The organism is Pseudoxanthomonas sp. (assembly GCF_035999195.1).
GTDB lineage: Bacteria > Pseudomonadota > Gammaproteobacteria > Xanthomonadales > Xanthomonadaceae > Pseudoxanthomonas_A.
On sequence record NZ_DASYGY010000009.1, the window covers coordinates 281,476 to 302,336 of the forward strand.

A 20,861-nucleotide genomic window follows, 5' to 3' on the forward strand; every position below is an offset into this window, starting at 1 on the left:
TGCTCCCGTCAGCGGTTGAGTCGGCCAAGCAGCATGGCGCGGATGCGCCGTGCCTGTGTTTCATCGATCGGTGCGAGCAGGTCGCGGGCCGGTTCGGGCAGGTGTTCCCCTGCCCGCTCGCCGGGACCGAACACGTAGTAGTCGAATATCTTCGCCCACGCCTGCTTTTCGGCTGCGGGCAGGTCGCGGAGCGTCCACAGTGCGTGATGCAGCGCGGGCAACGGCGAGGACAGGAACGCCGGCGACCGGCGCCACCAGTAGTTCACCAGCACGTTGAACGGCTCGAGGCTGCGCACGTGGTGCCACCACATGCTGGGGATGAAGATGGCGTCGCCGGGCTCGAGCAGCGCAGTCTGCGCATGCTCCAGCGCCAGGCGGAACCGCGGGTGGCGGTCGAAGTCCGGCTGGTCGAAATCGACCACGCTGACGACCTGTCCGCCCGGCGTGGGCTCGAACGGGCCGGGGTACAGGTTTTCGATCTGATCCGGCGGAAACAGGGTGAACTGGCGCCTGCCCACCGCACAGCACGCCAGGTTGTCGGGTGCGTCGAAATGGCAGGACGCCACGACGCGATTGCCGATCCAGATGCTCGGTGGCGCTTCGATACCGCGTGCGGCCAACCCCAGGTCATTCGCCTGCGAAAAACCGGGCAGCGCGCGATCGATCAGCAGCGACGCGACGTAGTACGTCGGCGGCCGGGCATCCTGCAGATGGTGCGCGATCCCGTCAAGCACCTGCGCCAGCACGCCGCGCCTGACCTCGAAGTTCAGGCGGGTGAAGTCGTCGTTGTAGAACGGACGTCCCGCGATCTCCGGTTCTCCGAACGAGTACTGGATCGGCGCACCGGCATCGAAATCGCGCAGGTAGGCCATGGCGTCCTGCGTGGAACGCGCCCCTGCCTGCACGAGGCCCCAATCGCGCGCGATGCCGCGCAGCACCACCGGCTTCCCCTCGGCCAGCAGCGCATCCAGCGGCAGGGTGTCCGCATCCAGGCCGTCCAGCGCACGCATCGGAGTGCCGTCCGCCATCGGTCAGTTCTTGCCGGCAGCGGCGGCGTCCTGCGCGCGCAGGCGGCGCTGCTTCTCGGCCATCAGGCGACGCATGTTGTGCAGCGATGCGAGCATCAGATAGGCGCCCTCCAGGTAGCCGGCGCGGTTGAGCTCGAGCAGCGCAGGCCCCTCCAGCGACGCCAGTCGTTCGCGGTCGATCCCGTGCAGCCCGTTGACCACCACGCGATGACGCTCGTCGATCTGCACGTCGAGATTGACCGGCTGTATCAGGCCGTGGGCGTCGAACGCGCCGAACATCGCGGTGCCGTAGGCGCTGCCATCGCGGATGCCGCGCAACACGGTCGCGATGTGCTCCAGGTACGGGCTGTTGCCGCCCTGCGGCAGGAAGACCGGCTCGCCATCTGCGGCGTTCACGCGCGGATGGTCGATATCCACGTGCATCACCGCTTCCTGGATGAGTTCGCCGTCGATGCGCTGTTCCTGGAAGCCGATCAGGAACGGCCCCTTGGCGACCGCGCCCGGCAGGTATGCCGCATTCCAGCGGCCGTCCTGCAGAAAGAGGTTCTCGCGCTGCTCGAAACCCAGCAGCACGACGGATTGCCAGTCGCCGGTCGTGGCGTCCTTGCGCAGGAAGATCGGGTACTCCCGCTGCAGCTCGGCGAACTCGCTGGGGAAGGCCGGCACCATGCCCACGTCGTCGCCGTACTCGGGACCGAAGGCGGTCGCCACGCGCAGGTCGCGGTGCGCGATGTTGTTGAGAAGTTCGTAACGGCCCATCGTCTTGTCCAATTCCGTCATCAGGCGTGCGTCGCCATGGTACCGCCAGGCCGACTCCACGGTGCCAGTACGCCGGCGCGCCTCGAAAAAAGGACCGCTGCTCGCGCAGCGGTCCCCTCGGCGACATCCGGAGAGGGCGTCTGTCGCCAAACTCAGAACTTGTATCGCACGCCCACCATGTAGCGCGGGCTCTGGTCGGCCAGCTTGACGATCATCTGGTCGGTGCGTGCATGCCAGCGCACGTCCTCACCCGTCAGGTTGATCGCTTCCAGCCCGAACGACCAGTGGTCGTTGAGCGTGTAGTTCACGCTCAGGTCCCACTGCTCGTACTCTTCCACGTAGTACGGGTTGCGGCTGGCGCCCTGGTTGGCCAGGATCAGGTACTCGTCGCGCCAGTTCCATGCCAGTCGCACCGACCAGCCGTACTTCTCGAACATGAACATCGCGTTGGCCGTGTCGCTCAGGCCGGTCAGCGCGAACTGGTCGATGCCCGGGTCGCCGCCGTTGTCGTAGCCGACGTCGCCATTGACCACCGTGTAATTGGCCAGGATGCCGAAGCCGCTGTCGCCGAAGAAGTACTGGCCGCCGATCTCCCAGCCGTTCAACTTCGCCTGGTTCTGGTTGACCGGACGGTTGACGTTGAACAGATAGAGCGGATCGTCCGCTTCGCCCACCAGGTTGTAGGCCGCTTCGGTCGCCAGTGCCTGCGCGCCGGTGCCGTCGAACGCCGCCAGCCCGGCGGGATCGTTGCGCAACAGCGCCAGTGCGGTGAACAGCGAGGTGTCGTTGCCCGAACACGCGGCGGCGTTGGCCGGACCCACCTGCACCGCGCAGGCTGCGCTCTGCAGGAAGGCCAGCGCCGCCTGCGCATCCGGACCGGAGGTCGGATCGGTCAGGCCGTACAGCGATTGCTGGGAGACGCCGTTGCCGATGAAGTTGGCGACCGACTTGTTCCAGTACGTCACCGACAGGTAGCTGGCGTCGGCGAAGTACCACTCCAGCGCCAGGTCCAGGTTGTCGGACTCCAGCGGCTTCAGCATGGGATTCTGATCGTTGCCGCTGGCACGGACCGACGGATCCAGCAGCACCGAACCGAACGGCTGCTGTGCCGTGCCGGGACCGGCATAGAGGTTGCCATAGGGCGCGCGCGCGATGCTCTTGCCGAACGAGGCACGGCCCTTCAGCTCATCCGTGAAGTCGATGCTGAAGTCCAGGTTGGGCAGGATGTAGCTGTAGCTGGCCCTTTCGGTGAACGGCTGCTTCTCGTCGGACAGCACGATGCGGAAGTCGTTGTTGGCCGACCATTCGATGGCCTCGGGGATGGCGATGACCGAGTTCGAGACCACCTTGGTCGTCTCGTAGCGCACGCCGACGCGCGTATTGGTCCGCATGCCGCCCAGTTCGCCCTCGAACTCCACCTGCACGTAGGCGGACTTGGTGTCCTCCTCAACGCGGTCGTCGGCCGAGTTCTGCGGACTCACGCCGATGCCGGCACCGTAGTTGTCGGCGGCCCACTGGGCCAGCTCGGCGGCGTTTCCGCGCCAGGCGCCGTTGCTGCTCGGCACGCTGTAGTCGTTGAACAGGCCGGCGATGTCGTACGGACGGATCAGGTCCATCAGCCCGTCGGCGACGTCGCCGTTGACGTTGCCCACGCCCCAGTCGCCCAGGGTCGAGTAGTTTTCCGCGGCCTGGAGCCGGTGCGTCGACGACTTGGCGCTGTCCACGCCGAACTGGAAGCGGCCTTGGTCGAAGTTCCACTCGCCGTCGATGCGGCCCTGCTTGATCTCGCTGACCTGGGTCTGCGCGTTGATGCGCAGCACCTGGGAGCCGATCTCGCCTTCCACGAAACCCGGATTGACTACGCCGTTGGTCCCGGCGATCGCATCGGCGTTGGTCGGATACCACGTCTGCGTGCCGATCGGCAGGCCGTTGTTGAACTGCAGTTCCTGCACCCAGGTGCCGCCGCAGTGCGGGCCGGTGGTGCAGTTGTTGGTGCCGGCGATGCTCATGAAGATCGAGCCGCCGCCGGTCAGTGGATCGTTCGGACGGCTTTCGTTCTTCGAGTTGTGCGCGTCGAAGCTGAGGCGGAAGCGGTCGTTGACGTCCCACACCGCATTCAGGCCGAGCGAACCCAGCTTGTACTTCTGCATGCTGCGTTGCTGCTCGAGACCGAAGTCCTTGGTGCCGGCGATTTCGCGGATGTAGATGGGCGTGGCCACCGCGCCGCTGGTGTCGAACTCCACGTCGGTGTAGTTGCTGTTCTGCAGCCACATCGCCTGCTCACCGCGATTCTCGGTGATCTCGTTGGTCGAGTAGGTGTAGTCCAGTGTCAGCGTGAGGCTGTCGGTGGGTGCGAACTGCACCACCGCCTGGCCGTTGACGCGATCGCGCTCGAACTCGGAAAAGGCGTAGCGCAGGTCGTTCGGACGCGCGTACAGGTCGCCGACACCGGGCGCATTCACCACCGTCGGATTGCCCGGCATGGTGCCGGTCCACGGCTGGACGTTCCAGTAGTTCTCGGTGGCCTGCACCGAGCCGCCTTTGCGCTCCTGCTTGCTCGCACTGAGGCTGACGCCGAACGTCTTGTCGGGATTGGTGTAGCTGAAGATGCCGGACAGCTCGGGCGTCAGGTCGTTCTCGAACGGCTGGCTGCGGTCGGAGACCAGCTTGGCGCCGGCGTTGGCGACGAAGCCGTCGTAGTTGAACGGCCGCGCCGTCAGGATGTTGATGGTGGCGCCGATGCCGCCGCTGGGTACCTGGGACTGGCTGGTCTTGTAGACCTCGATGCCGTTGATCGCCTCGGCGGCCAACTGCGCGAAGTTGAACGCGCGGGTGCCGCCGTCCACGCCACCGATGGCGACCTGGCCGGAGGCGCCGAAGGCATCCGCACCCGGCATCTGGCGGCCGTTGAGGGTGACCATGTTGAACTGCGGACCGAAGCCGCGCGCGGTGACCTGCGCGCCCTCGCCATCGCGGCGCTCGATCGAGATGCCGGTGATGCGCTGAAGCGATTCGGCGAGGTTGGTATCGGGGAACTTGCCGATGTCCTCGGCGCTGATCGCGTCGACCACACCCGCGGAGTCCCGCTTGATGTCCATCGCCTGGCTGAGGCTGTTGCGGATGCCCGTCACCACGACCGTGTCCAGATCGGTCGCCTGCTGGGATTGCGTCTGTTCCTGCGCGGTCGGCGCCGGTGCGGGCGCGTCCTGGCCGAAGGCGGGATTGATGACCAGCACGCCTCCGACGAAGGTGAACATGGCCCTCGATTTGAATTTCGCCAGCTTGCGGCTCATTGACGTGCCCTCAGGTCTGGAGTCGTACGGAAACTGCACGCGTTCATGGATCTCCCCTCTCGCTACGTTCGTATGTGATGTACCGCCCCTCCCGGGGGCGCCCACGGGCAGTGCCCGTCTTCCAGCCGGAGGACGGAAGCGGGCCCCCGAAGGCCCCTGCTCCGCATTCCGGATTCAAGCGTGGTAAGACGACGATCACGCGATGGGGATGCGACCACGGATCACAGTGGGCAGTGATCGAGTGGTAGCGCTACCATCGCGTTGGAGCGCAGACTAATCACGCGTGTTCGTGCTTGTCACCATGCAGCGCAACAAAGCGCACATGGTGTCGACACGGCACGCAGCGTTCGGCGGCGAAGGCTCGTGAAAACGCCCTTTTTCTCGCCAGCGCGCAAGTAATACAGATTTCGCTACAACACCGGGACTCGGACCAACGGAAGTAACTGCGTGAAGAAGAACAGCAAAGCCGTGCGCAGGAAGGGGGGTGCGGTCACCATCGACGAGGTGGCGGCGCACGCCGGCGTATCGCCGATGACCGTCTCGCGCGTGGTCAACGGCCATGCGGGGGTGCGTGATGCCAACCGCGAGCGCGTCATGCGCAGCGTGCGCGAACTGGGGTACCGCCCCAATCTCGCCGCGAGTTCGCTGGCGGCCGCGCAGCACACCTGCATCGCATTGATCTATACCAATCCCAGTTCAAGCTACCTGCGCGAATTGCTGGTGGGCGCGCTGCGGGGCTCGGCACGGGCGGCGGCGCAACTGGCGATCGCCACCTGGGACGGACTGGATGCGGAGGGTCGCCGTGCGGCGGCCAGGCAACTGGCCAACAGCGTGGCCGGCGTCATCCTCCCTCCCCCGCTCTGCGAGTCCAGGGCCATCGTGTCGGAGTTCCGGCATGCGGGCGTGCCGGTGGTATCCATCGCCTCGGGGCACTTCAGCGACACCATCTCCTGTGTGCGCATCGATGACCATCGCGCGAGCCACGACATGGTGTCGCACCTGATATCGCGCGGCCACACGCGTATCGGCTACATCAAGGGCGATCCCAACCAGACCGCCAGCGCGCACCGCTGGCAAGGCTACCGCGACGCGCTGGCCGAAGCGGGCATTGCCTACGACGACAAGCTGGTCCAGCCGGGCTACTTCACCTACCGCTCCGGCCTGGAGGCGGCGGAAAAACTGCTCGCGTTGCGCCGTCCTCCCAGCGCGATCTTCGCCAGCAACGACGACATGGCGTCGGCCGTGGTGTCGGTCGCGCATCGCCGCGGCCTTGACGTGCCGCGCGACCTCTCGGTGGTCGGCTTCGACGACACGTCCGCGGCGACCATGGTGTGGCCGGAACTGACCACCATCCACCAGCCGGTCGCCGCCATGGCCGATGCCGCCATCGACATCCTGCTGCGCGAGATCCGTCGGACGCCGTCGTCCCCGCGCGTGATCGTCAACCACGTGGTGCCGCACCAGCTGGTCGCACGCGACTCGGTCAGGGACAAGGCAGCGGAAGAAGCCGGGGCGGGCGACAAGGGCCGTTAGCACGGCCTCACTTCACCGCCCTTGTACACCGGATTACGCAGTCTGTCGGCATGACGGCGCCCCCCCGTGATCTCATCGTGCTGCGACCCGAAGGCATGTACTGCCCGGCGGGCGATTTCCACATCGATCCCTGGCGCCCGGTCGCCACCGCCGTCATCACGCACGGGCATGGCGACCATGCGCGCAACGGCATGGGCGTGTATCACGCCGTCGCCGACGGCCTGCCGGTGCTGCGCTGGCGGCTGGGCGAGCAGACCTTCCACGCGCACGCCTATGGCGAGCGTTTCAGGCTGGGCGATGCCACGGTCTCCCTGCATCCTGCCGGCCATGTGCTGGGATCGGCGCAGGTCCGGATCGAAGTGGGTGGCCAGGTGTGGGTCGCGTCCGGCGACTACAAGCGCCAGGCCGACCCCACCTGCCCGCCGTTCGAGGTGGTGCCGTGCGATGTCTTCATCACCGAAGCGACCTTCGGCCTGCCGGTGTACCGCTGGCCCGATACCCCGGCGGAAGTGGCGCGCATCGTGCAGTGGCGGCGCGCCTGCGAGGCGCGTGGACGCGCGGCGATCCTGTACTCCTATGCGCTGGGCAAGGCGCAACGCATCCTGGCCGAACTGGCCCGTTTCGACGAACCGCCTGTCTACGTGCATGGTGCGGTGGACAGCGGGGTGCAGGTCTATCGCGCCGCCGGCGTGCCGTTGATCGCCACCGAACCCGTCGGCGAGCAGCCCAAAGGCAAGGATTACGCCGGCCGCCTCGTGATCGCGCCGCCGTCCGCAGCCGGTTCCACGTGGACGCGCCGCTTCCGCGATGCGGAACACGGCTTCGCGTCCGGCTGGATGCGCCTGCGCGGCAACCGCCGGCGCCGCAACTACGATCGCGGTTTCGTCATTTCCGACCACGCCGACTGGCCGGCCCTGCTCGACACCATCGAACAGACCGGCGCACGCCGCATCATCGCCACCCACGGCAATACCGATGCGCTGATCCGCTTCCTGCGCGAACGCGGACGGGACGCGCAGGCATTCGCCACCGACTTCGGTGGCGAGGAATGAAGGCCTTCGCCGCGCTGTACGAAGTGCTCGAGCACCGCACGGGCACGCTGGACAAGCGCGCCGCCATCGCCGACTACGTCCGCCAGGCTCCGCGTGCCGATGCCGCGTGGGCCCTGTGGCTGCTCGCCGGCAACAAGCTGCGCCGCATCGCCGGCAGCGGCGAGCTGCGCACCTGGTGCGGCGAAATCGCGGAATTACCGGCATGGCTGGTGGACGACAGCTATGCGCACGTGGGCGATCTCGCCGAGACGCTGGCGCTGTTGTTGCCGCCAGGCACTGCACCGGATGCCGAGGTCCCGCTGCACGTCTGGATCGAGCAGCGACTGCTGCGCGTGGCCGGGGCCGACGCCGAAACGAGACGGCGCACCGTGGTGGACGCGTGGACGCAGTTGCCCGACGGCCAGCGCCTCGTGTTCAACAAGCTGTTGACCGGTGCGCTGCGCATCGGGGTGTCGCTGCGGCTGGTGCAACAGGCACTCGCCGATCTCTCCCAAGTTCCCATCGCCCTGCTCGCCCAGCGCATGCTCGGCGACTGGCCCCCGACGCCGGACTTCCTCGCCTCGCTGCTGTCGCCCGATGCACAGGACAGCGACCGGGAACAGCCCTACCCGTTCTTCCTCGCCTCGCCACTGGAGAGTGCGCCGGAGCAGCTCGGCGCCATCGGCGACTGGCTGCTGGAATGGAAGTGGGATGGCATCCGCCTGCAGATCATCCGCCGGCGCGGCGAAGTGGCACTGTGGTCGCGCGGCGAGGAGCGGCTGGACGGCCGCTTTCCCGAGATCGAATCCGCGGCGGCCACGCTGCCGCAGGATGCGGTGATCGATGGCGAACTGCTGGCGTGGGACGACGGCGACGCGCCGCTGCCCTTCTCGGCGCTGCAGACGCGCATCCAGCGCAAACGGCCGGGCAGCAGGCATCTGGCCGCGGCACCGGCGCGGGTGCTGGCCTACGACCTGCTGGAACTGGACGGGGACGACCTGCGGGAATGGCCGCTGCATGCGCGACGACAGCGCCTGCGAGATCTGCTGGGTGCGCACGCGGATCCGCGCCTGGTGCTGTCGCCCGACACCGCGGCCGCGACATGGGACGAAGCGGCCGTGCTGCGCCAGACCGCGCGCGGGCGCGGCGTGGAAGGCCTGATGCTGAAACGGCGCGACTCGCCCTACCGCAGCGGCCGCCGACGCGGCGACTGGTGGAAGTGGAAGATCGATCCGCTCACCCTCGATGCGGTGCTGCTGTATGCGCAGGCCGGCCACGGGCGCCGCAGCACGCTCTACACCGATTACACGTTCGGCGTCTGGAACGAGGACGGCGAGCTGGTCCCGGTCGCGAAGGCGTATTCCGGCCTCGACGACAAGGAGATCCTGGCGCTGGACCAGTGGATCCGCTCGCATACGCGCGAGCGGTTCGGGCCGGTACGCTCGGTGGTCGCCGAGCAGGTGTTCGAGCTTGGTTTCGAAGGCGTCAATGTCAGCAGCCGCCACAAATCGGGCGTCGCGGTGCGGTTCCCGCGCATCCTGCGCTGGCGCCGCGACAAGCCCGCGGCCGAGGCCGACCGGTTGGCGACGCTGAAGGCGCTGGCGCGGTGACGCCGCTCGCGCGGCTGCAGGGCTGGTTCGCCTCGCGTGGCTGGAAACCGCTGCCGTTCCAGCGCCAGGCGTGGCGGCACTACCTCGCCGGCGAATCGGGCCTGATCCACACGCCGACCGGCAGTGGCAAGACGCTGGCAGCCTTCGGCGGCGTCCTGCTGGAGGCACTGGCCGAACCGCCCTCGCCCGCCAGCCGCAAGCGCAATGCGGCGCGCGCTTTGCGGGTGGTCTGGATCACGCCGCTGCGCGCCCTGGCGTCCGACACGACGCGTGCGCTCGCCGACACTGCACAGGCGCTGGGACTGGCCTGGAACGTCGCGCAGCGCACCGGCGATGCCAGTGCTCGCGACAAGCGGCTGGCACGCGGGGGCAAGCTGGATGTGCTGGTGACCACACCCGAATCGCTGTCGTTGTTGCTGAGCCATCCCGACACCGCCCCGATGTTCGCGGACCTGCGCTGCGTGGTGGTCGACGAGTGGCATGAGCTGATGGGCAGCAAGCGCGGCGTGCAGACGCAGTTGGCGCTGGCCCGTCTGCGCCGCTGGTCGCCGCGCGTGCGCACCTGGGGACTTTCCGCCACCCTCGGAAATCTCGACGATGCCTGCCGCGCCCTGCTGCCGCCGGGCGTTCCACCGCAGGTGATATCGGCCGCCCGGCCCCGCCCGATGACGCTGGAAACGCTGCTGCCCGAGGACATGGTGCGGTTCCCGTGGAGCGGCCACCTGGGCCTGAGCCAGCTGGCCGGCGTCATGGCGCGCGTGCTCGCGGTGCGGACCACCCTGCTGTTCACCAACACGCGCGCGCATGCAGAGTTGTGGCACCAGGCGCTGGCGGCGGTGTGGCCCGAAAATCCCGGCACGCTGGCCCTGCACCACGGCTCGCTGGATCCGGCGGTACGCCAGCAGGCCGAGGCCGGCCTGCGCGATGCGACGCTGCGCTGCGTGGTGGCCACCTCCAGCCTCGATCTGGGCGTGGACTTTCCTTCGGTCGACCAGGTGATCCAGATCGGCAGCCCCAAGGGCGTGGCGCGCCTGCTGCAGCGGGCGGGCCGTGCGCGGCATCGCCCGGGCGAGACCGGCCACGTGCTGTGCGTGCCGACGCACGCGCTGGAGCTGGCCGAATACGCCGCCACCCGCACGGCGATCGCCGAAGGCGAGGTGGAGACGCGGCATCCACCGCGATTGCCGCTCGACGTGCTGGCGCAGCACTGCGTCACCGTCGCGCTCGGCGGCGGATTCACCGACGACGAGCTGTTCGGCGAGGTCCGCGCCACCGACGCGTTTTCCGCCCTCGACGCGGCGACCTGGCGGCGCGTACTGGACTTCATCGTGCGCGGCGGCGACGCGCTGGAACACTATCCCGAATACCGCCGCGTCGTGCGCGATGCCGACGGCGTGCATCGCGTGCACGACCGCACGGTGGCGCTGCGCCATCGTCTGTCCATCGGCACGATCGCCAGCGACGGCAACATCGCGGTGAAATTCCTGCGGGGGGGCGGCCTGGGCACGGTGGAAGAGGCGTTCCTGAGCCGCCTGCGGCCGGGCGACCGCTTCCGCTTCGCCGGACGCCTGCTCGAACTCGTGCGCCTGCAGGACATGACCGCCTACGTGCGCATGGTCAAACAGGGCGATGGCGTCGTGCCGCGCTGGATGGGCGGGCGGATGCCGCTGTCGTCGCGCCTGGCGGCCCATGTACAGGCGACGCTGGCGGGTGACCGGCGTTCCCCCGAGATGCGGGCACTGCAGCCGTTGCTTGCCGTGCAGGCACGGCTCAGCCGGGTGCCGGCGGCCGGAGACCTGCTGGTGGAAGTCGTCCGCCGGCGCGACGGCCAGCACCTGTTCGTGTTTCCGTTCGCCGGCCGCCGCGCGCACGAAGGCCTCGCGGCACTGCTGGCATGGCGGCTCGGTCAGCGCGAGCCCAATACATTCTCGCTGTCGGCCAACGACCTGGGCTTCATGCTGTCGCCGCAACGGCCGCTGACGCTCGAGGCCGACACGCTGCGCGCGTTGCTCACGGAGGAGCGGCTGGTGGAGGACCTCGCCCACGGCGCCAACCTCGGCGAACTGGCGCGCCGGCAGTTCCGCGGCATCGCGCGTGTCGCCGGCCTGCTGCCGCCGTCGCTGCCGGGGCGCACGCCGCGCAGCCTGCGCCAGCTGCAGGCCTCGAGCGGGCTGCTGTTCGACGTCCTGTCGCGCCATGATCCGGACCACCTGCTGCTGCAGCTCGCACGCCGCGAAGCGCTGGAGGAAGACCTGCAGGTCGCGGACCTCGGCGACCTGTTGCGCCGCCTGCGCGACGCGCGCCTGCATATCGTGGCGCCGGCCAGCCTCACGCCGCTGGGCTTTCCCTTGTGGGCGGACGGCATGCGTGCCCACCTGAGCACGGAAGACTGGCAGGCGCGCGTGCGGCGCGCGGCCGAACAGCTGGAGCGCCGGCATGCGGGCTAGCCTCGCTCTCGACCTGGCGGGGGAATCCGTGCACCTGCTTGCCGACCGGGCGCTGTTCTGGCCGGCGGCCTCGCTGCTGCTGATCGCCGACCTGCACCTGGGTAAGGGCGAAGCCCTGCGCCGCGGTGGCATTGCCGTTCCGCGCGGCGGTACGCGCGAGGACCTCGAACGCCTGCAACGCGTGCTGGCCGACACCGGCGCACGCGAGCTGTGCGTGCTGGGCGACTTCCTGCATGGCGCCGCGTCCGGTGGCGCGTGGCAGGAGGACTGGCGGGCGTGGCGCGCGCATCATGCAGGCCTCGCCATCACCGTGGTGGCCGGCAACCACGACCGCCACCTGCAGCGACAGGCGGCGGACTGGGACCTGCACATCGTGCCGGAGGGCCTGCGGCGCGGGCCGTTCGAGCTGCGCCACCTTCCCGATGCGGGCAGCGGCCATGTCATCGCCGGTCATGTGCATCCGCGTGTGCGGTTTCCCGGTTTGCCGGGCCGCTGGCCGGCCTTCTGGTTGCGTACCGCGACGACGATCCTGCCCGCGTTCTCCCGGTTCACCGGCGGCGTCGAACCCCTGACCGCAGCAGGCGACCGCTGCGTGGCCTGCCTGGATGGCCTGGTGGCCGCGTTGCCGCCGATCCGCGCCTAGCGGCTCGCCGCCTGCAGGCGGTGGGCGTGGCTGTAGACGACATGGCGCCCGTCGCGCACGAACCCGACCAGGGTCATGCCGCAGGCGTTCGCGAGATCGACGGCCAGCGCCGTCGGCGCGGACAGGGCCGCCAGCAGCGGTATGCCCGCGACGGCGGCCTTCGCCACCATCTCGTAGCTGGCGCGGCTGGTGATCAGCGCGAAGCCCGTGTCGGGATCGAACTCCGGACGCACCAGTGCACCGATCAGCTTGTCCAGGGCGTTATGGCGACCGACGTCTTCGCGGACCAGGGTCGGCACGCCGTCCAGCGTCACCCAGGCGGCGGCGTGGACGGCGCCGGTGATGCGGTTCAGGGGCTGGTGCGATGCCAGCGCGGCGAGTGCCGCGTCGAGTACCGGCGCCCCGAGTACCGCACCCTGCCCCACGCGCGCCGGCTGCCTGAGCACGTCCTCCAGGTTCCGCTGACCGCAGATGCCGCACCCGCTGCGGCCCGGCAGTCCGCGTTGCCGATCCGGAGCGTTGGTCGGGAGGGGATGGCGCGTACGGAGGTCGAGCTGGACGCCTTCGAGCAGCGTCCGCACCTCCATCGAGGCCACATCGTCGCCCGCGATCCCGAGTTCCGTCAGGGCGAATCCGCGCGCGAAATCCTCCAGGTCGCACGGCGAGACCATCATCACCGCCAAGGGTTCGCCATCGACATGGATCGCCAGCGGCACCTCTTCGGCCAGCCGGTCCTGACGCCGCGTGGCCATGCCGCCGGTGATGTCGACGACCTGGCGCCAGGCGACGCCGTCGATGCGCTCAGCCGGCATGTCCATCCGCGATGCGCAGCCCGCGCACCCGCACCGGGATCGACTTGTACGCCGGCGTACCCGACTGCGGATCGTGGCTGTCGAGCGGCACCAGGCGATTGCCTTCGGGGTAGTACATCGCCGCCGACCCGCGCGGCAGGTCGTACTCGACGGCGATGAAACCCGAGAGCGTGCGCGTCGCGTCGTCGCCGGCAATGTGCGATACCACCTCGATCGGATCGCCATGCGCCACGCCACGCTCCCGCATGTCGTCGCGATTGAGGAAGACCACATCGCGCCGGCCGCGGATGCCGCGATAACGGTCGTCGAAGCCGTAGATCGTGGTGTTGTACTGGTCGTGCGAACGGACCGTGGTCAGCGTCAGCAGGTCCGCGCCTGCCGGATCCGGATCCTCGCCCAGTCCGGGCGCCACCAGGAAGCGCGCCTTGCCGGCCGGTCCCCAGTCGCGCTGGGAGGCGCCGATGTAGAGGCGGAAACCGCCCGGCTCGCGTACGCGGCGGTTGAAGTCGGTGAAGATCGGAAACACCGCTTCGATGTCGTCGCGGATGCGGTCGTAGTCGCCGACCAGCCCGTCCCAGTCGACCTTCGTCTGCGGCAGCGTCGCCTTGGCGATGCCGGCGACGATGGCCGGTTCGGATCGCAGGTGTTCGGATGCCGGCGTCAGGCCGCCCTGCGAGGCGTGCACCATCGACATCGAATCCTCCACCGTCACGGACTGCAGCCCGCTGGCCTGCACGTCGCGCTCGGTACGGCCCAGGCAGGGCAGCAGGAAGGCCTGCCGCGCGGGGATCAGGTGCGAGCGGTTCAACTTGGTGGCGATGTGGACGGCCAGGTCCAGATTGCGCATCGCCGGGATCGTGGTGTCCGGATCTGGCATCGCCACGGCCAGGTTACCGCCCATGCATACGAGTGCACGCGAGCGGCCATCGCGGATCGCGCGCACCGCCTCCACCGCGTCGTGTCCGTGGGTGAGCGGGAACTCGAAGCCGTAACGCCGACGGATCGCATCCACCAGCGCCTGCGTCGGCTTCTCGGTGATGCCGACCGTACGGTCGCCCTGCACATTGGAGTGCCCGCGGATGGGCGCGATGCCGGCCCCCGGCTTGCCGATGTTCCCGCGCAACAGCATCAGGTTGGCCATCTGCTGCACGTTCTGCGTGCCACGGCGATGCTGGGTCATGCCCATGCCGTAGCAGAGGATCACGCGCTCGGCCTTCGCGTAGCGCCCGGCCGCCTCGGCGATGTCGTCCCGCGACAGGCCGGACCGCGCGACGATCTCGTCCCACGAGGTCCGCGCGAGGTCCTCGCGCAGCGCTTCCAGACCTTCGGTGTGTTCGGCGATGAAGGCGTGGTCGAGCACGCCCGCGCCGCCCGCGGCGAGGTCGTCGGCGTCGGCCTGCAGCAACCACTTCATCATGCCCTTCAAGAGCGCGAGGTCGCCGCCGATCTTCACCTGGTAGTAGGTCTGCGCGATTGGCGTGGCGGTGTTGGTCAGCATCTCGGCCGGATGCTGGGGCGAGGTGAAGCGCTCCAGTCCGCGCTCGCGAAGCGGATTCACCGCGACGATGGGAACGCCGCGCCTGGACACCTCGCGCAGCGTGGAGAGCATGCGCGGATGGTTGGTGCCTGGGTTGTGACCGAAGCTGAAAAGCAGATCGCAATGGGCGAAATCGTCCAGTGTCACCGTGCCCTTGCCCACGCCGATGGACTCGGGCAGCCCCACGCTGGTCGCCTCGTGGCACATGTTCGAGCAGTCGGGGAAGTTGTTGGTGCCGTATTCGCGCACCATCAGCTGGTAGAGGAAGGCGGCTTCGTTCGAGGTGCGGCCGGAGGTGTAGAACTCGGCCATGTCCGGATGCGGAAGCGCACGCAGTGCCTCGCCGATGCGCGCGAACGCCTCGTCCCAGCCGATCGGCACGTAGCGGTCCGACTCCGCGTCGTAGGCCATCGGATGGGTGAGACGGCCTTCGTCCTCCAGCGCGTGGTCGCTCCAGTCCCACAGTTCCGCCAGCGTGTGGCGTGCGAAGAAGTCCGGTGTCGCACGCTTGCCGGTCGCCTCCCACGACACTGCCTTTGCACCGTTCTCGCAGAACTCGAAGGACGAGGTGTGTTTCGGATCGGGCCACGCACACCCCGGGCAATCGAAACCGGTGGGCTGGTTGACCCGACGCAGCGCGGATGTCTCTCGCCCGACCGCCATCTGCCCCTGCACGGCACGTGCGACCGCGGCCAGCGCGCCCCAGCCACCGGCGGCGCCGTCGTACTCGTCGATGCCCGGAATCTTGCGCTCAGTCATCGGAACATTCCGTCATCCGTACGCCCTCGTGGCGGTCGCCGCAGGATACCCGAAGGCATCGTGCGAAGTGCCTTCACGATGTGTCCGCCTACGTGTGAACCGGTCGCTCAGCATCGCCTTGCTAGCATGGCGGCGTCATCGTCGAGGAACCGTTCCCGCCCGTGCTCCGCCTCCTGCTTCCCATCACCGCCCTGCTCGCCAGCGTCGCCCTGCTGCTCGGCGGCAACGGACTGCTGGGCACGCTGCTGGCGATGCGCAGCCAGGCGGAGGGATGGGGCGAGCGCACGACCGGCCTGGTGATGTCGGGCTATTTCATCGGTTTCTTCCTCGGCACGTTCACCGCACCGCCGCTGATCCGGCGCGTCGGCCACATCCGCGCCTTCGCCTTCCACGCCGCGCTCGCCGCGGCGGCGGTGCTGGTCTATCCGTTGTGGCTGGAACCTATCGGCTGGATGGCGCTGCGCGTGGTCACCGGCATGGCCCTGGTCGGGCTGTGCACGGTGATCGAAAGCTGGTTGAACGCGCAGGCCGCGCCCGAGCACCGCAGCCGTGTGTTCGGCGTGTACATGGTGGTGTCGCTGCTGGCGCTCGCGGCGGGACAGTTGCTGCTCGACCTGCAGCCGCCGCGCAGCCCGGTGCTCTTCAGCATCGTGGCCATCCTGTTCGCGCTGGCCATCTTGCCTGTCAGCGCGACGCGGCTCACGCCGCCGGTGATGACCGTCGCGCCGAAGATCCATCTGCTGCAGATCTGCCGCGCGGCGCCGAGTGCGGCCGCGGGCGCGGTACTGGCCGGACTGGCGCTCGGTGCGTTCTGGGGCCTGGGCGCGGTGTACGCGGCATCGCTGGGGTTGGATCGTGCCGGCATCGGCGTGTTCATGGCCGTCACCATCATCGGAGGCGCAGCGTTGCAGTTGCCCATCGGGCGACTGTCCGACCACGGCGACCGTCGCAGCACGCTGGCGCTGGTGGCCGCGGCCGGCGCCGCGACCTCGCTGCTGGTCCTGCGCTTCGAGGCCCAGGCGCAGGCGGTGTTCTTCCTGTTCGGCGGGCTGGCCTTCGCGCTGTATCCGCTTGCGGTGGCGCATCTGCTGGACCGCCTGCCGGGCGAGCAGTTGCTGGCCGGCTGCAGTGCCCTGCTGCTGCTCAACGGCATCGGGGCGGCCATCGGTCCGGCGGCGGCCGGTGCCCTGATGCAGCGCTTCGGTCCGGAGGCCTTGCCGGTGTTCTTCGCCGGCACGCTGGGCTTGCTGGCGGTGGTGGCCGGTGGGCGCCGGCTGTTCAAGGTACGCGAACTGCTCCATCACGCGCGGTTCCATCCGATGCTGCGCACCACGCCCGCCGCGCTCGAGATGCTGCCCGAGATCCCGGATGCGCCGGAAGCCCGGCCGGACGCTCCCCGCGGGAATTGATCCCGATCAATGCGTCCTGCCCGCACACGCCCCAGCATGGACGTCATGGGCATCGTCTCTCCTTCTCCGTTGTTCGACGCGGACCTGCTTCGGCGTTACGACACGCCGGGTCCGCGCTACACCTCGTACCCGACCGCACCCCAGTTCAGCGCCCGCTTCGGTGCGCAGGAACTGCGGGAGTGCGCGGCTGCCACCAACCGGCAGGACCAGGCGCGCCCGCTCTCGCTGTACGTGCACGTGCCGTTCTGCACCAGCCCCTGCTTCTACTGCGGTTGCAACCGGGTGATCACGCGCGACAAGGCGCGCGGCGAGCTGTACATGGACTACCTGTACCGCGAGATCGCGCGGATGGCGCCGCTGTTCGACAGCGGGCGGCCGGTGGTGCAGCTGCACTTCGGCGGTGGCACACCGAACTTCCTCGCTCCGGCGCAGATCGCGGACTGCGTGGCGGAGCTGCGCAGCCAGTTCAGTTTCGCACCCGCCGACACGATGGACTTCTCGATCGAACTGGATCCGCGCTTCGTCACGCCGGCGGACATCGGCGAACTCGCGCGGGTGGGTTTCAATCGTGCCAGCCTCGGGGTGCAGGACTTCGATCCGGACGTGCAGAAGGCGGTGAACCGCGTGCAGCGCGTGGACGAAACGCTGGCCATCATGGCGGCCTGCCGCGAGCACGGCCTGCGCTCGGTCAACATCGACCTGATCTACGGCTTGCCGAAGCAGACGCGCGCCGGTTTCGAGCGCACGCTGGACATCGTGATCCAGGCGCGCCCCGACCGCATCGCCGTGTACAGCTATGCGCACCTGCCGCACCTGTTCAAGCCGCAGCAGCGCATCGCGCAGGGCGATCTGCCCGGCCGGGAAGCCAAGTTGGGGCTGCTGCAGTGCGCGGTGGAACGGCTGGTCGCGGCGGGCTACGTGTACATCGGCATGGACCACTTCGCCCTGCCCGACGACGAACTGGCGCGGGCACAGTCGCGCGGCGGCCTGCACCGCAACTTCATGGGCTACACCACCCACGCCGACAGCGACCTGGTCGGGTTCGGCGTGAGCGCGATCAGCCATGTCGGCGACAGCTTCAGCCAGAATCCGCGCGACCTCCCCGGTTGGGAGCGCGCGATCGACGAGGGCCGGTTGCCGGTCTGGCGCGGCATGCCGCTGGATCGCGACGATGTGCTGCGCGCCGAGGTGATCCAGGAACTGATGTGCCACGGACGGCTGGACTATGCGCGCATCGGCAACCGGTTCGGCATCGACTTCGCCACCTACTTCGCCGATGCCCTGCCCCGCCTGCAGGCACTGGCGGACGATGGCCTGCTGGCCTTCACGCGGGTCGGCCTGCACGCCACGCCGAAGGGACGCTTGCTGCTGCGGGTGATCGCGATGTGCTTCGACCGCTACCTGCCACCGGCCTCGCCGGATGTACCCCGGTTCTCGAACACCATCTGAGCCCGCGCCTCAGCGACAGGCTGTGTTGACGCGGTCGTCGAGCCTGCGGCTGGTTGCGAAATCCCGCTTCAGACCCAGCCGCGCATGGGTCTGGTCGCGCGCCTGCTTTGCGCGCGCACAGGCGGCGGCATCGCGATGCATCGAGATCACCGCCCCGGTCGGCGTGGCGCGCGGGCGTCCTGTGCCGCCGCGGCTCCGCGAGCGTGCGGATGGCGCGTTCCGCGCGCGATCCGATGGCTCCGTGGACGCGGCGGTGGCCGGGGGAGCCGGTGGGTCCGGCGGGTACTCGCGTACCCACTCCGTTCGCTGCGTCGAGGCGCACGGCAACGACTGGTAGTGCGACTGCCCGTCCGCGCCGCGGCATTTGTGGACGGGGTCGCTCCCCCAGGTGGCACTGCCCACGGTGACGAGCACGCAGGCGAGCACGAGGCGACAGGCGCAGGAGGATCGGGGCATGACGGGCTCCTCGGGAAGGAGCCCGCAGCATCCGGGCCGGGCAGCGGCAGCGGGATCGGCACACGCCGCGCCGCACTGTCGGGGTTTGCCGCACGTTCACCGGCTCGTCACCGCCGACCCTGCGAGATGGGCGGGCATTCCCATCGGAACCTCCCCCATGACGGCCGCCTATCTCTATCTCAATGCGCTGGTGTACCTGCTGCTCGCGGGCTGGTGCACGCTCGCGCCCGCGCGCACCGCCACCGCGCTGGGCTATGCCTCGCTGACCCGCTCGGGGCAGACCGAATACCTGACGATCTATGGCGGCCTGCAGCTCGGTCTGGCGTTGCTGTTCGCCTGGCTTGCGTGGAGCCAGCAGATGCGTACCGGCCTGGTGCTCGCGCTCGCGCTGTACGCCCCCATCGTGCTCTACCGCAGCCTCAGCCTGATGCGCTGGTGGCCGGTGGAGTCCACCACGCTCCTGTTGGCGGCGACCGAATGGCTGATGCTGCTGGCGGGGCTATGGCTCTGGTGGCAGGGTCGCGCGGTGTGATGCGCATGCTCAGAAATTGATCGGCAGGCGCGCGGTGAACGTCATGTCCGGTGTGTCGCGGGTCACGCCGACGCCCAGCGCGACGTTGAGCGACATGCGGTCGCTGAAACGGTAGGTGCCGCCCAGCAGCAGCGTGCCCAGCGTGGTGCGCACCGCGCCGGCGACCTCGTCCCCGTTCTGTTCGGTCTTGTCCACGATGCTGGTGTCGTAACCGATGCTGATGGCGGCCTTTTCGTTGAGCGCCAGGCCCATGCCGAGGTTGAAGCCGAGGATGTCGCCGGCCTTGATGTCGCCGAGGAACTCGGTCTGTCCGCCCAGCACGCGCCGCGACACATCGCTGCGCTTGAAGTTGTGCAGGTAGCTGAGGCTGCCGAAGAACACCACCGGATCGGACGGATACAGCCAGGTGATGCCGGGCTGCACCGCATTGAAACCGCTGCCGGTGGGCAGGTCCAGCGGCAGGCCGGTGCCGGTGGTGTTGGCCACGCAGCGCGTCACGCAGTCGGTGGTCACGTCGAACAGGTCGCGCCCGGTGCGGCTCTTGTAGCGCAGCCACGCGATGTAGAACGGCTTGTCGGCACCGCCCCGGTTGAGCTGGTAGCGCCCGGTCAGTTCCACGTCGCCCAGGCCGCTGCCGCGCGCGTTGAACACGCGGTCTTGCGCCGAACCGGTGAAGATCTCGCGGCTGACGGTGTCGCTGTGGATGTAGACATAGGGCAACTTGGCTTCCAGCTCCATGCGTCGGCTGAGGCCATAGCGGCCGGTCAACGTGGCCACCGCCGTGGTCGTCTTCACCTGGCGCACGTCGATCAGGCCGATCAGGATGGCGGGAATGATGGTGTAGCCGACCAGCGCCACGCGGTCGTTGGCCGAGTATCCGTACTGGATGGCGGGCTCGACCACCAGCTTGCCTTTCGGTGTCAGCACGCCGGGCTGGTCGAAGATCTGCGCCACTTCCGGCGGCCGCGAATCGCTCTCCGGTGCCTGTCCCACGGGCGGTGGTGCCTGCGCAGCTCCGGCGGTGGCCTGCACGGTCTGCGCCTGCGTGCCCTGTGGACTGCGCGTCGGCGCAGCGGCCTGCGCCACCTGCATCCCGGCGTCGTGGGGAGGCGCAGCGTCGCGGGTCGCCGGCATGGAACCGGATGCCGGTGCGGGACCGACGACGAGGTAGGTCGGCGAACCCGCCTGCCCATCACGGAATGTCGGCGCCTGGCTCAACGACGGCACGATGACCGGCGCGGGCGCGCCACGCGCGCGCGCATTGGCGAGGATCTCGTCGTTCAACGCGTTCTGCAGGCTGAAGATCTGCTGCTCCTGCGCATGCATCAGTTCGCGCATCTGCTGCAAGCGCTGCGTCTGCTCGTTGAGCTGGCGCTGCAGCGCATCGAGCCGCGCGTCGGCGGTGATCTCGTAGGGTTGGGTGGGGATCGGCGGCGACGGCGCCACGGGCAGCGGCGCCTCCTGCGCGCCGGCCTGTCCGGCCTGCACGCCCAGGCCGACCGCCAGGGCCAGCGGTGCGACTTCGATCAGAGACGTCCCTTTCTTCATGATGTTCCCCTTGTC

At 68.9% G+C, this 20,861-nt stretch carries 15 protein-coding genes and 1 pseudogene; 8 read left to right on the forward strand and 8 right to left on the reverse strand.

Translation table 11 applies throughout. The annotated features are described in order from the left end of the window. Positions 1–8: 8 nt before the first annotated feature. The 3 genes from VGN58_RS08510 to VGN58_RS08520 form a co-directional block, all read right to left on the reverse strand. On the reverse strand, positions 9–1,028 hold the full coding sequence (locus VGN58_RS08510; RefSeq protein WP_327482825.1) for a cupin-like domain-containing protein: 1,020 nt from the start codon (positions 1,026–1,028) through the stop codon (positions 9–11). A 3-nt stretch (positions 1,029–1,031) separates the two neighbouring features. Beyond that, the gene (locus VGN58_RS08515; protein ID WP_327484610.1) at positions 1,032–1,787 is read right to left on the reverse strand and encodes a SapC family protein; all 756 of its coding nucleotides are present in this window, start codon (positions 1,785–1,787) and stop codon (positions 1,032–1,034) included. A gap of 152 nt (positions 1,788–1,939) precedes the next feature. Then, the gene (locus VGN58_RS08520) at positions 1,940–5,080 is read right to left on the reverse strand and encodes a TonB-dependent receptor (protein WP_327482826.1); all 3,141 of its coding nucleotides are present in this window, start codon (positions 5,078–5,080) and stop codon (positions 1,940–1,942) included. 447 nt (positions 5,081–5,527) lie between these two features. Here VGN58_RS08520 and VGN58_RS08525 point away from each other — a divergent pair, with 447 nt between their 5' ends. From VGN58_RS08525 to pdeM, 5 genes are read left to right on the forward strand one after another with little or no spacing between them, the layout of a single operon-like run. After that, positions 5,528–6,613: a LacI family DNA-binding transcriptional regulator gene (locus tag VGN58_RS08525; protein ID WP_327482827.1), complete on the forward strand. Its 1,086-nt coding sequence runs from the start codon at positions 5,528–5,530 to the stop codon at positions 6,611–6,613. A 50-nt stretch (positions 6,614–6,663) separates the two neighbouring features. Then, positions 6,664–7,665, forward strand: a complete 1,002-nt coding sequence (locus tag VGN58_RS08530; RefSeq protein ID WP_327482828.1) for a ligase-associated DNA damage response exonuclease — start codon at positions 6,664–6,666, stop codon at positions 7,663–7,665. After that, the gene (locus VGN58_RS08535) at positions 7,662–9,254 is read left to right on the forward strand and encodes an ATP-dependent DNA ligase (protein ID WP_327482829.1); all 1,593 of its coding nucleotides are present in this window, start codon (positions 7,662–7,664) and stop codon (positions 9,252–9,254) included. The genes VGN58_RS08530 and VGN58_RS08535 overlap by 4 nt, the downstream gene beginning before the upstream one ends. Next, positions 9,251–11,701: a ligase-associated DNA damage response DEXH box helicase gene (locus VGN58_RS08540; RefSeq protein WP_327482830.1), complete on the forward strand. Its 2,451-nt coding sequence runs from the start codon at positions 9,251–9,253 to the stop codon at positions 11,699–11,701. Before VGN58_RS08535 ends, VGN58_RS08540 begins: the two co-directional genes overlap by 4 nt. Then, positions 11,691–12,344, forward strand: a complete 654-nt coding sequence (gene pdeM, locus VGN58_RS08545) for a ligase-associated DNA damage response endonuclease PdeM (protein WP_327482831.1) — start codon at positions 11,691–11,693, stop codon at positions 12,342–12,344. Before VGN58_RS08540 ends, pdeM begins: the two co-directional genes overlap by 11 nt. Here the strand turns inward: pdeM and fdhD are convergent. Continuing rightward, positions 12,341–13,162, reverse strand: a complete 822-nt coding sequence (gene fdhD, locus VGN58_RS08550; protein WP_414710774.1) for a formate dehydrogenase accessory sulfurtransferase FdhD — start codon at positions 13,160–13,162, stop codon at positions 12,341–12,343. The two genes, pdeM and fdhD, sit on opposite strands and share 4 nt — an antisense overlap. After that, a complete protein-coding gene (locus tag VGN58_RS08555) occupies positions 13,146–15,452 on the reverse strand; it encodes an FdhF/YdeP family oxidoreductase (RefSeq protein ID WP_327482833.1) in 2,307 nt (768 codons plus the stop codon). Before VGN58_RS08555 ends, fdhD begins: the two co-directional genes overlap by 17 nt. A 173-nt stretch (positions 15,453–15,625) precedes the next feature. Between VGN58_RS08555 and VGN58_RS08560 the strand changes: the two genes are divergently transcribed. Further along, complete coding sequence (locus VGN58_RS08560) at positions 15,626–16,861, forward strand: MFS transporter (protein ID WP_327484611.1); 1,236 nt, start codon at positions 15,626–15,628, stop codon at positions 16,859–16,861. 45 nt (positions 16,862–16,906) lie between these two features. Further along, the gene (hemN, locus tag VGN58_RS08565) at positions 16,907–18,310 is read left to right on the forward strand and encodes an oxygen-independent coproporphyrinogen III oxidase (protein ID WP_414710817.1); all 1,404 of its coding nucleotides are present in this window, start codon (positions 16,907–16,909) and stop codon (positions 18,308–18,310) included. A gap of 9 nt (positions 18,311–18,319) precedes the next feature. Here hemN and VGN58_RS08570 read toward each other — a convergent pair whose 3' ends face one another. Both VGN58_RS08570 and VGN58_RS18350 read right to left on the reverse strand, forming a co-directional pair. Then, entirely contained in the window at positions 18,320–18,451 is a 132-nt protein-coding gene (locus tag VGN58_RS08570) for a hypothetical protein (RefSeq protein WP_327482834.1), read from the reverse strand. A 117-nt stretch (positions 18,452–18,568) separates the two neighbouring features. Continuing rightward, a pseudogene (locus tag VGN58_RS18350) lies at positions 18,569–18,766 on the reverse strand (DUF4124 domain-containing protein); the annotation flags it as partial. A gap of 157 nt (positions 18,767–18,923) precedes the next feature. Here VGN58_RS18350 and VGN58_RS08575 point away from each other — a divergent pair. Beyond that, a complete protein-coding gene (locus tag VGN58_RS08575; protein ID WP_327482835.1) occupies positions 18,924–19,298 on the forward strand; it encodes a DUF4345 domain-containing protein in 375 nt (124 codons plus the stop codon). Between the two features lie 9 nt (positions 19,299–19,307). On the opposite strand, the gene VGN58_RS08580 is transcribed toward VGN58_RS08575, so the two are convergent. Further along, positions 19,308–20,846, reverse strand: coding sequence for a transporter (locus VGN58_RS08580; protein ID WP_327482836.1), 1,539 nt, complete (start codon positions 20,844–20,846; stop codon positions 19,308–19,310). Positions 20,847–20,861 lie beyond the last annotated feature (15 nt).

What these genes read in the sequence shown, in the direction of transcription:
- VGN58_RS08555 (WP_327482833.1), bottom strand. Translation starts at nt 15,452, where the DNA reads ATGACTGAGCGCAAGATTCCGGGCATCGACGAGTACGACGGCGCCGCC.
- hemN (WP_414710817.1), top strand. Translation starts at nt 16,907, where the DNA reads ATGGGCATCGTCTCTCCTTCTCCGTTGTTCGACGCGGACCTGCTTCGG.
- VGN58_RS08570 (WP_327482834.1), bottom strand. Translation starts at nt 18,451, where the DNA reads ATGCATCGCGATGCCGCCGCCTGTGCGCGCGCAAAGCAGGCGCGCGAC.
- VGN58_RS08510 (WP_327482825.1), bottom strand. Translation starts at nt 1,028, where the DNA reads ATGGCGGACGGCACTCCGATGCGTGCGCTGGACGGCCTGGATGCGGAC.
- VGN58_RS08530 (WP_327482828.1), top strand. Translation starts at nt 6,664, where the DNA reads ATGACGGCGCCCCCCCGTGATCTCATCGTGCTGCGACCCGAAGGCATG.
- VGN58_RS08520 (WP_327482826.1), bottom strand. Translation starts at nt 5,080, where the DNA reads ATGAGCCGCAAGCTGGCGAAATTCAAATCGAGGGCCATGTTCACCTTC.
- pdeM (WP_327482831.1), top strand. Translation starts at nt 11,691, where the DNA reads ATGCGGGCTAGCCTCGCTCTCGACCTGGCGGGGGAATCCGTGCACCTG.
- VGN58_RS08515 (WP_327484610.1), bottom strand. Translation starts at nt 1,787, where the DNA reads ATGGGCCGTTACGAACTTCTCAACAACATCGCGCACCGCGACCTGCGC.
- fdhD (WP_414710774.1), bottom strand. Translation starts at nt 13,162, where the DNA reads ATGGACATGCCGGCTGAGCGCATCGACGGCGTCGCCTGGCGCCAGGTC.
- VGN58_RS08535 (WP_327482829.1), top strand. Translation starts at nt 7,662, where the DNA reads ATGAAGGCCTTCGCCGCGCTGTACGAAGTGCTCGAGCACCGCACGGGC.
- VGN58_RS08580 (WP_327482836.1), bottom strand. Translation starts at nt 20,846, where the DNA reads ATGAAGAAAGGGACGTCTCTGATCGAAGTCGCACCGCTGGCCCTGGCG.
- VGN58_RS08575 (WP_327482835.1), top strand. Translation starts at nt 18,924, where the DNA reads ATGACGGCCGCCTATCTCTATCTCAATGCGCTGGTGTACCTGCTGCTC.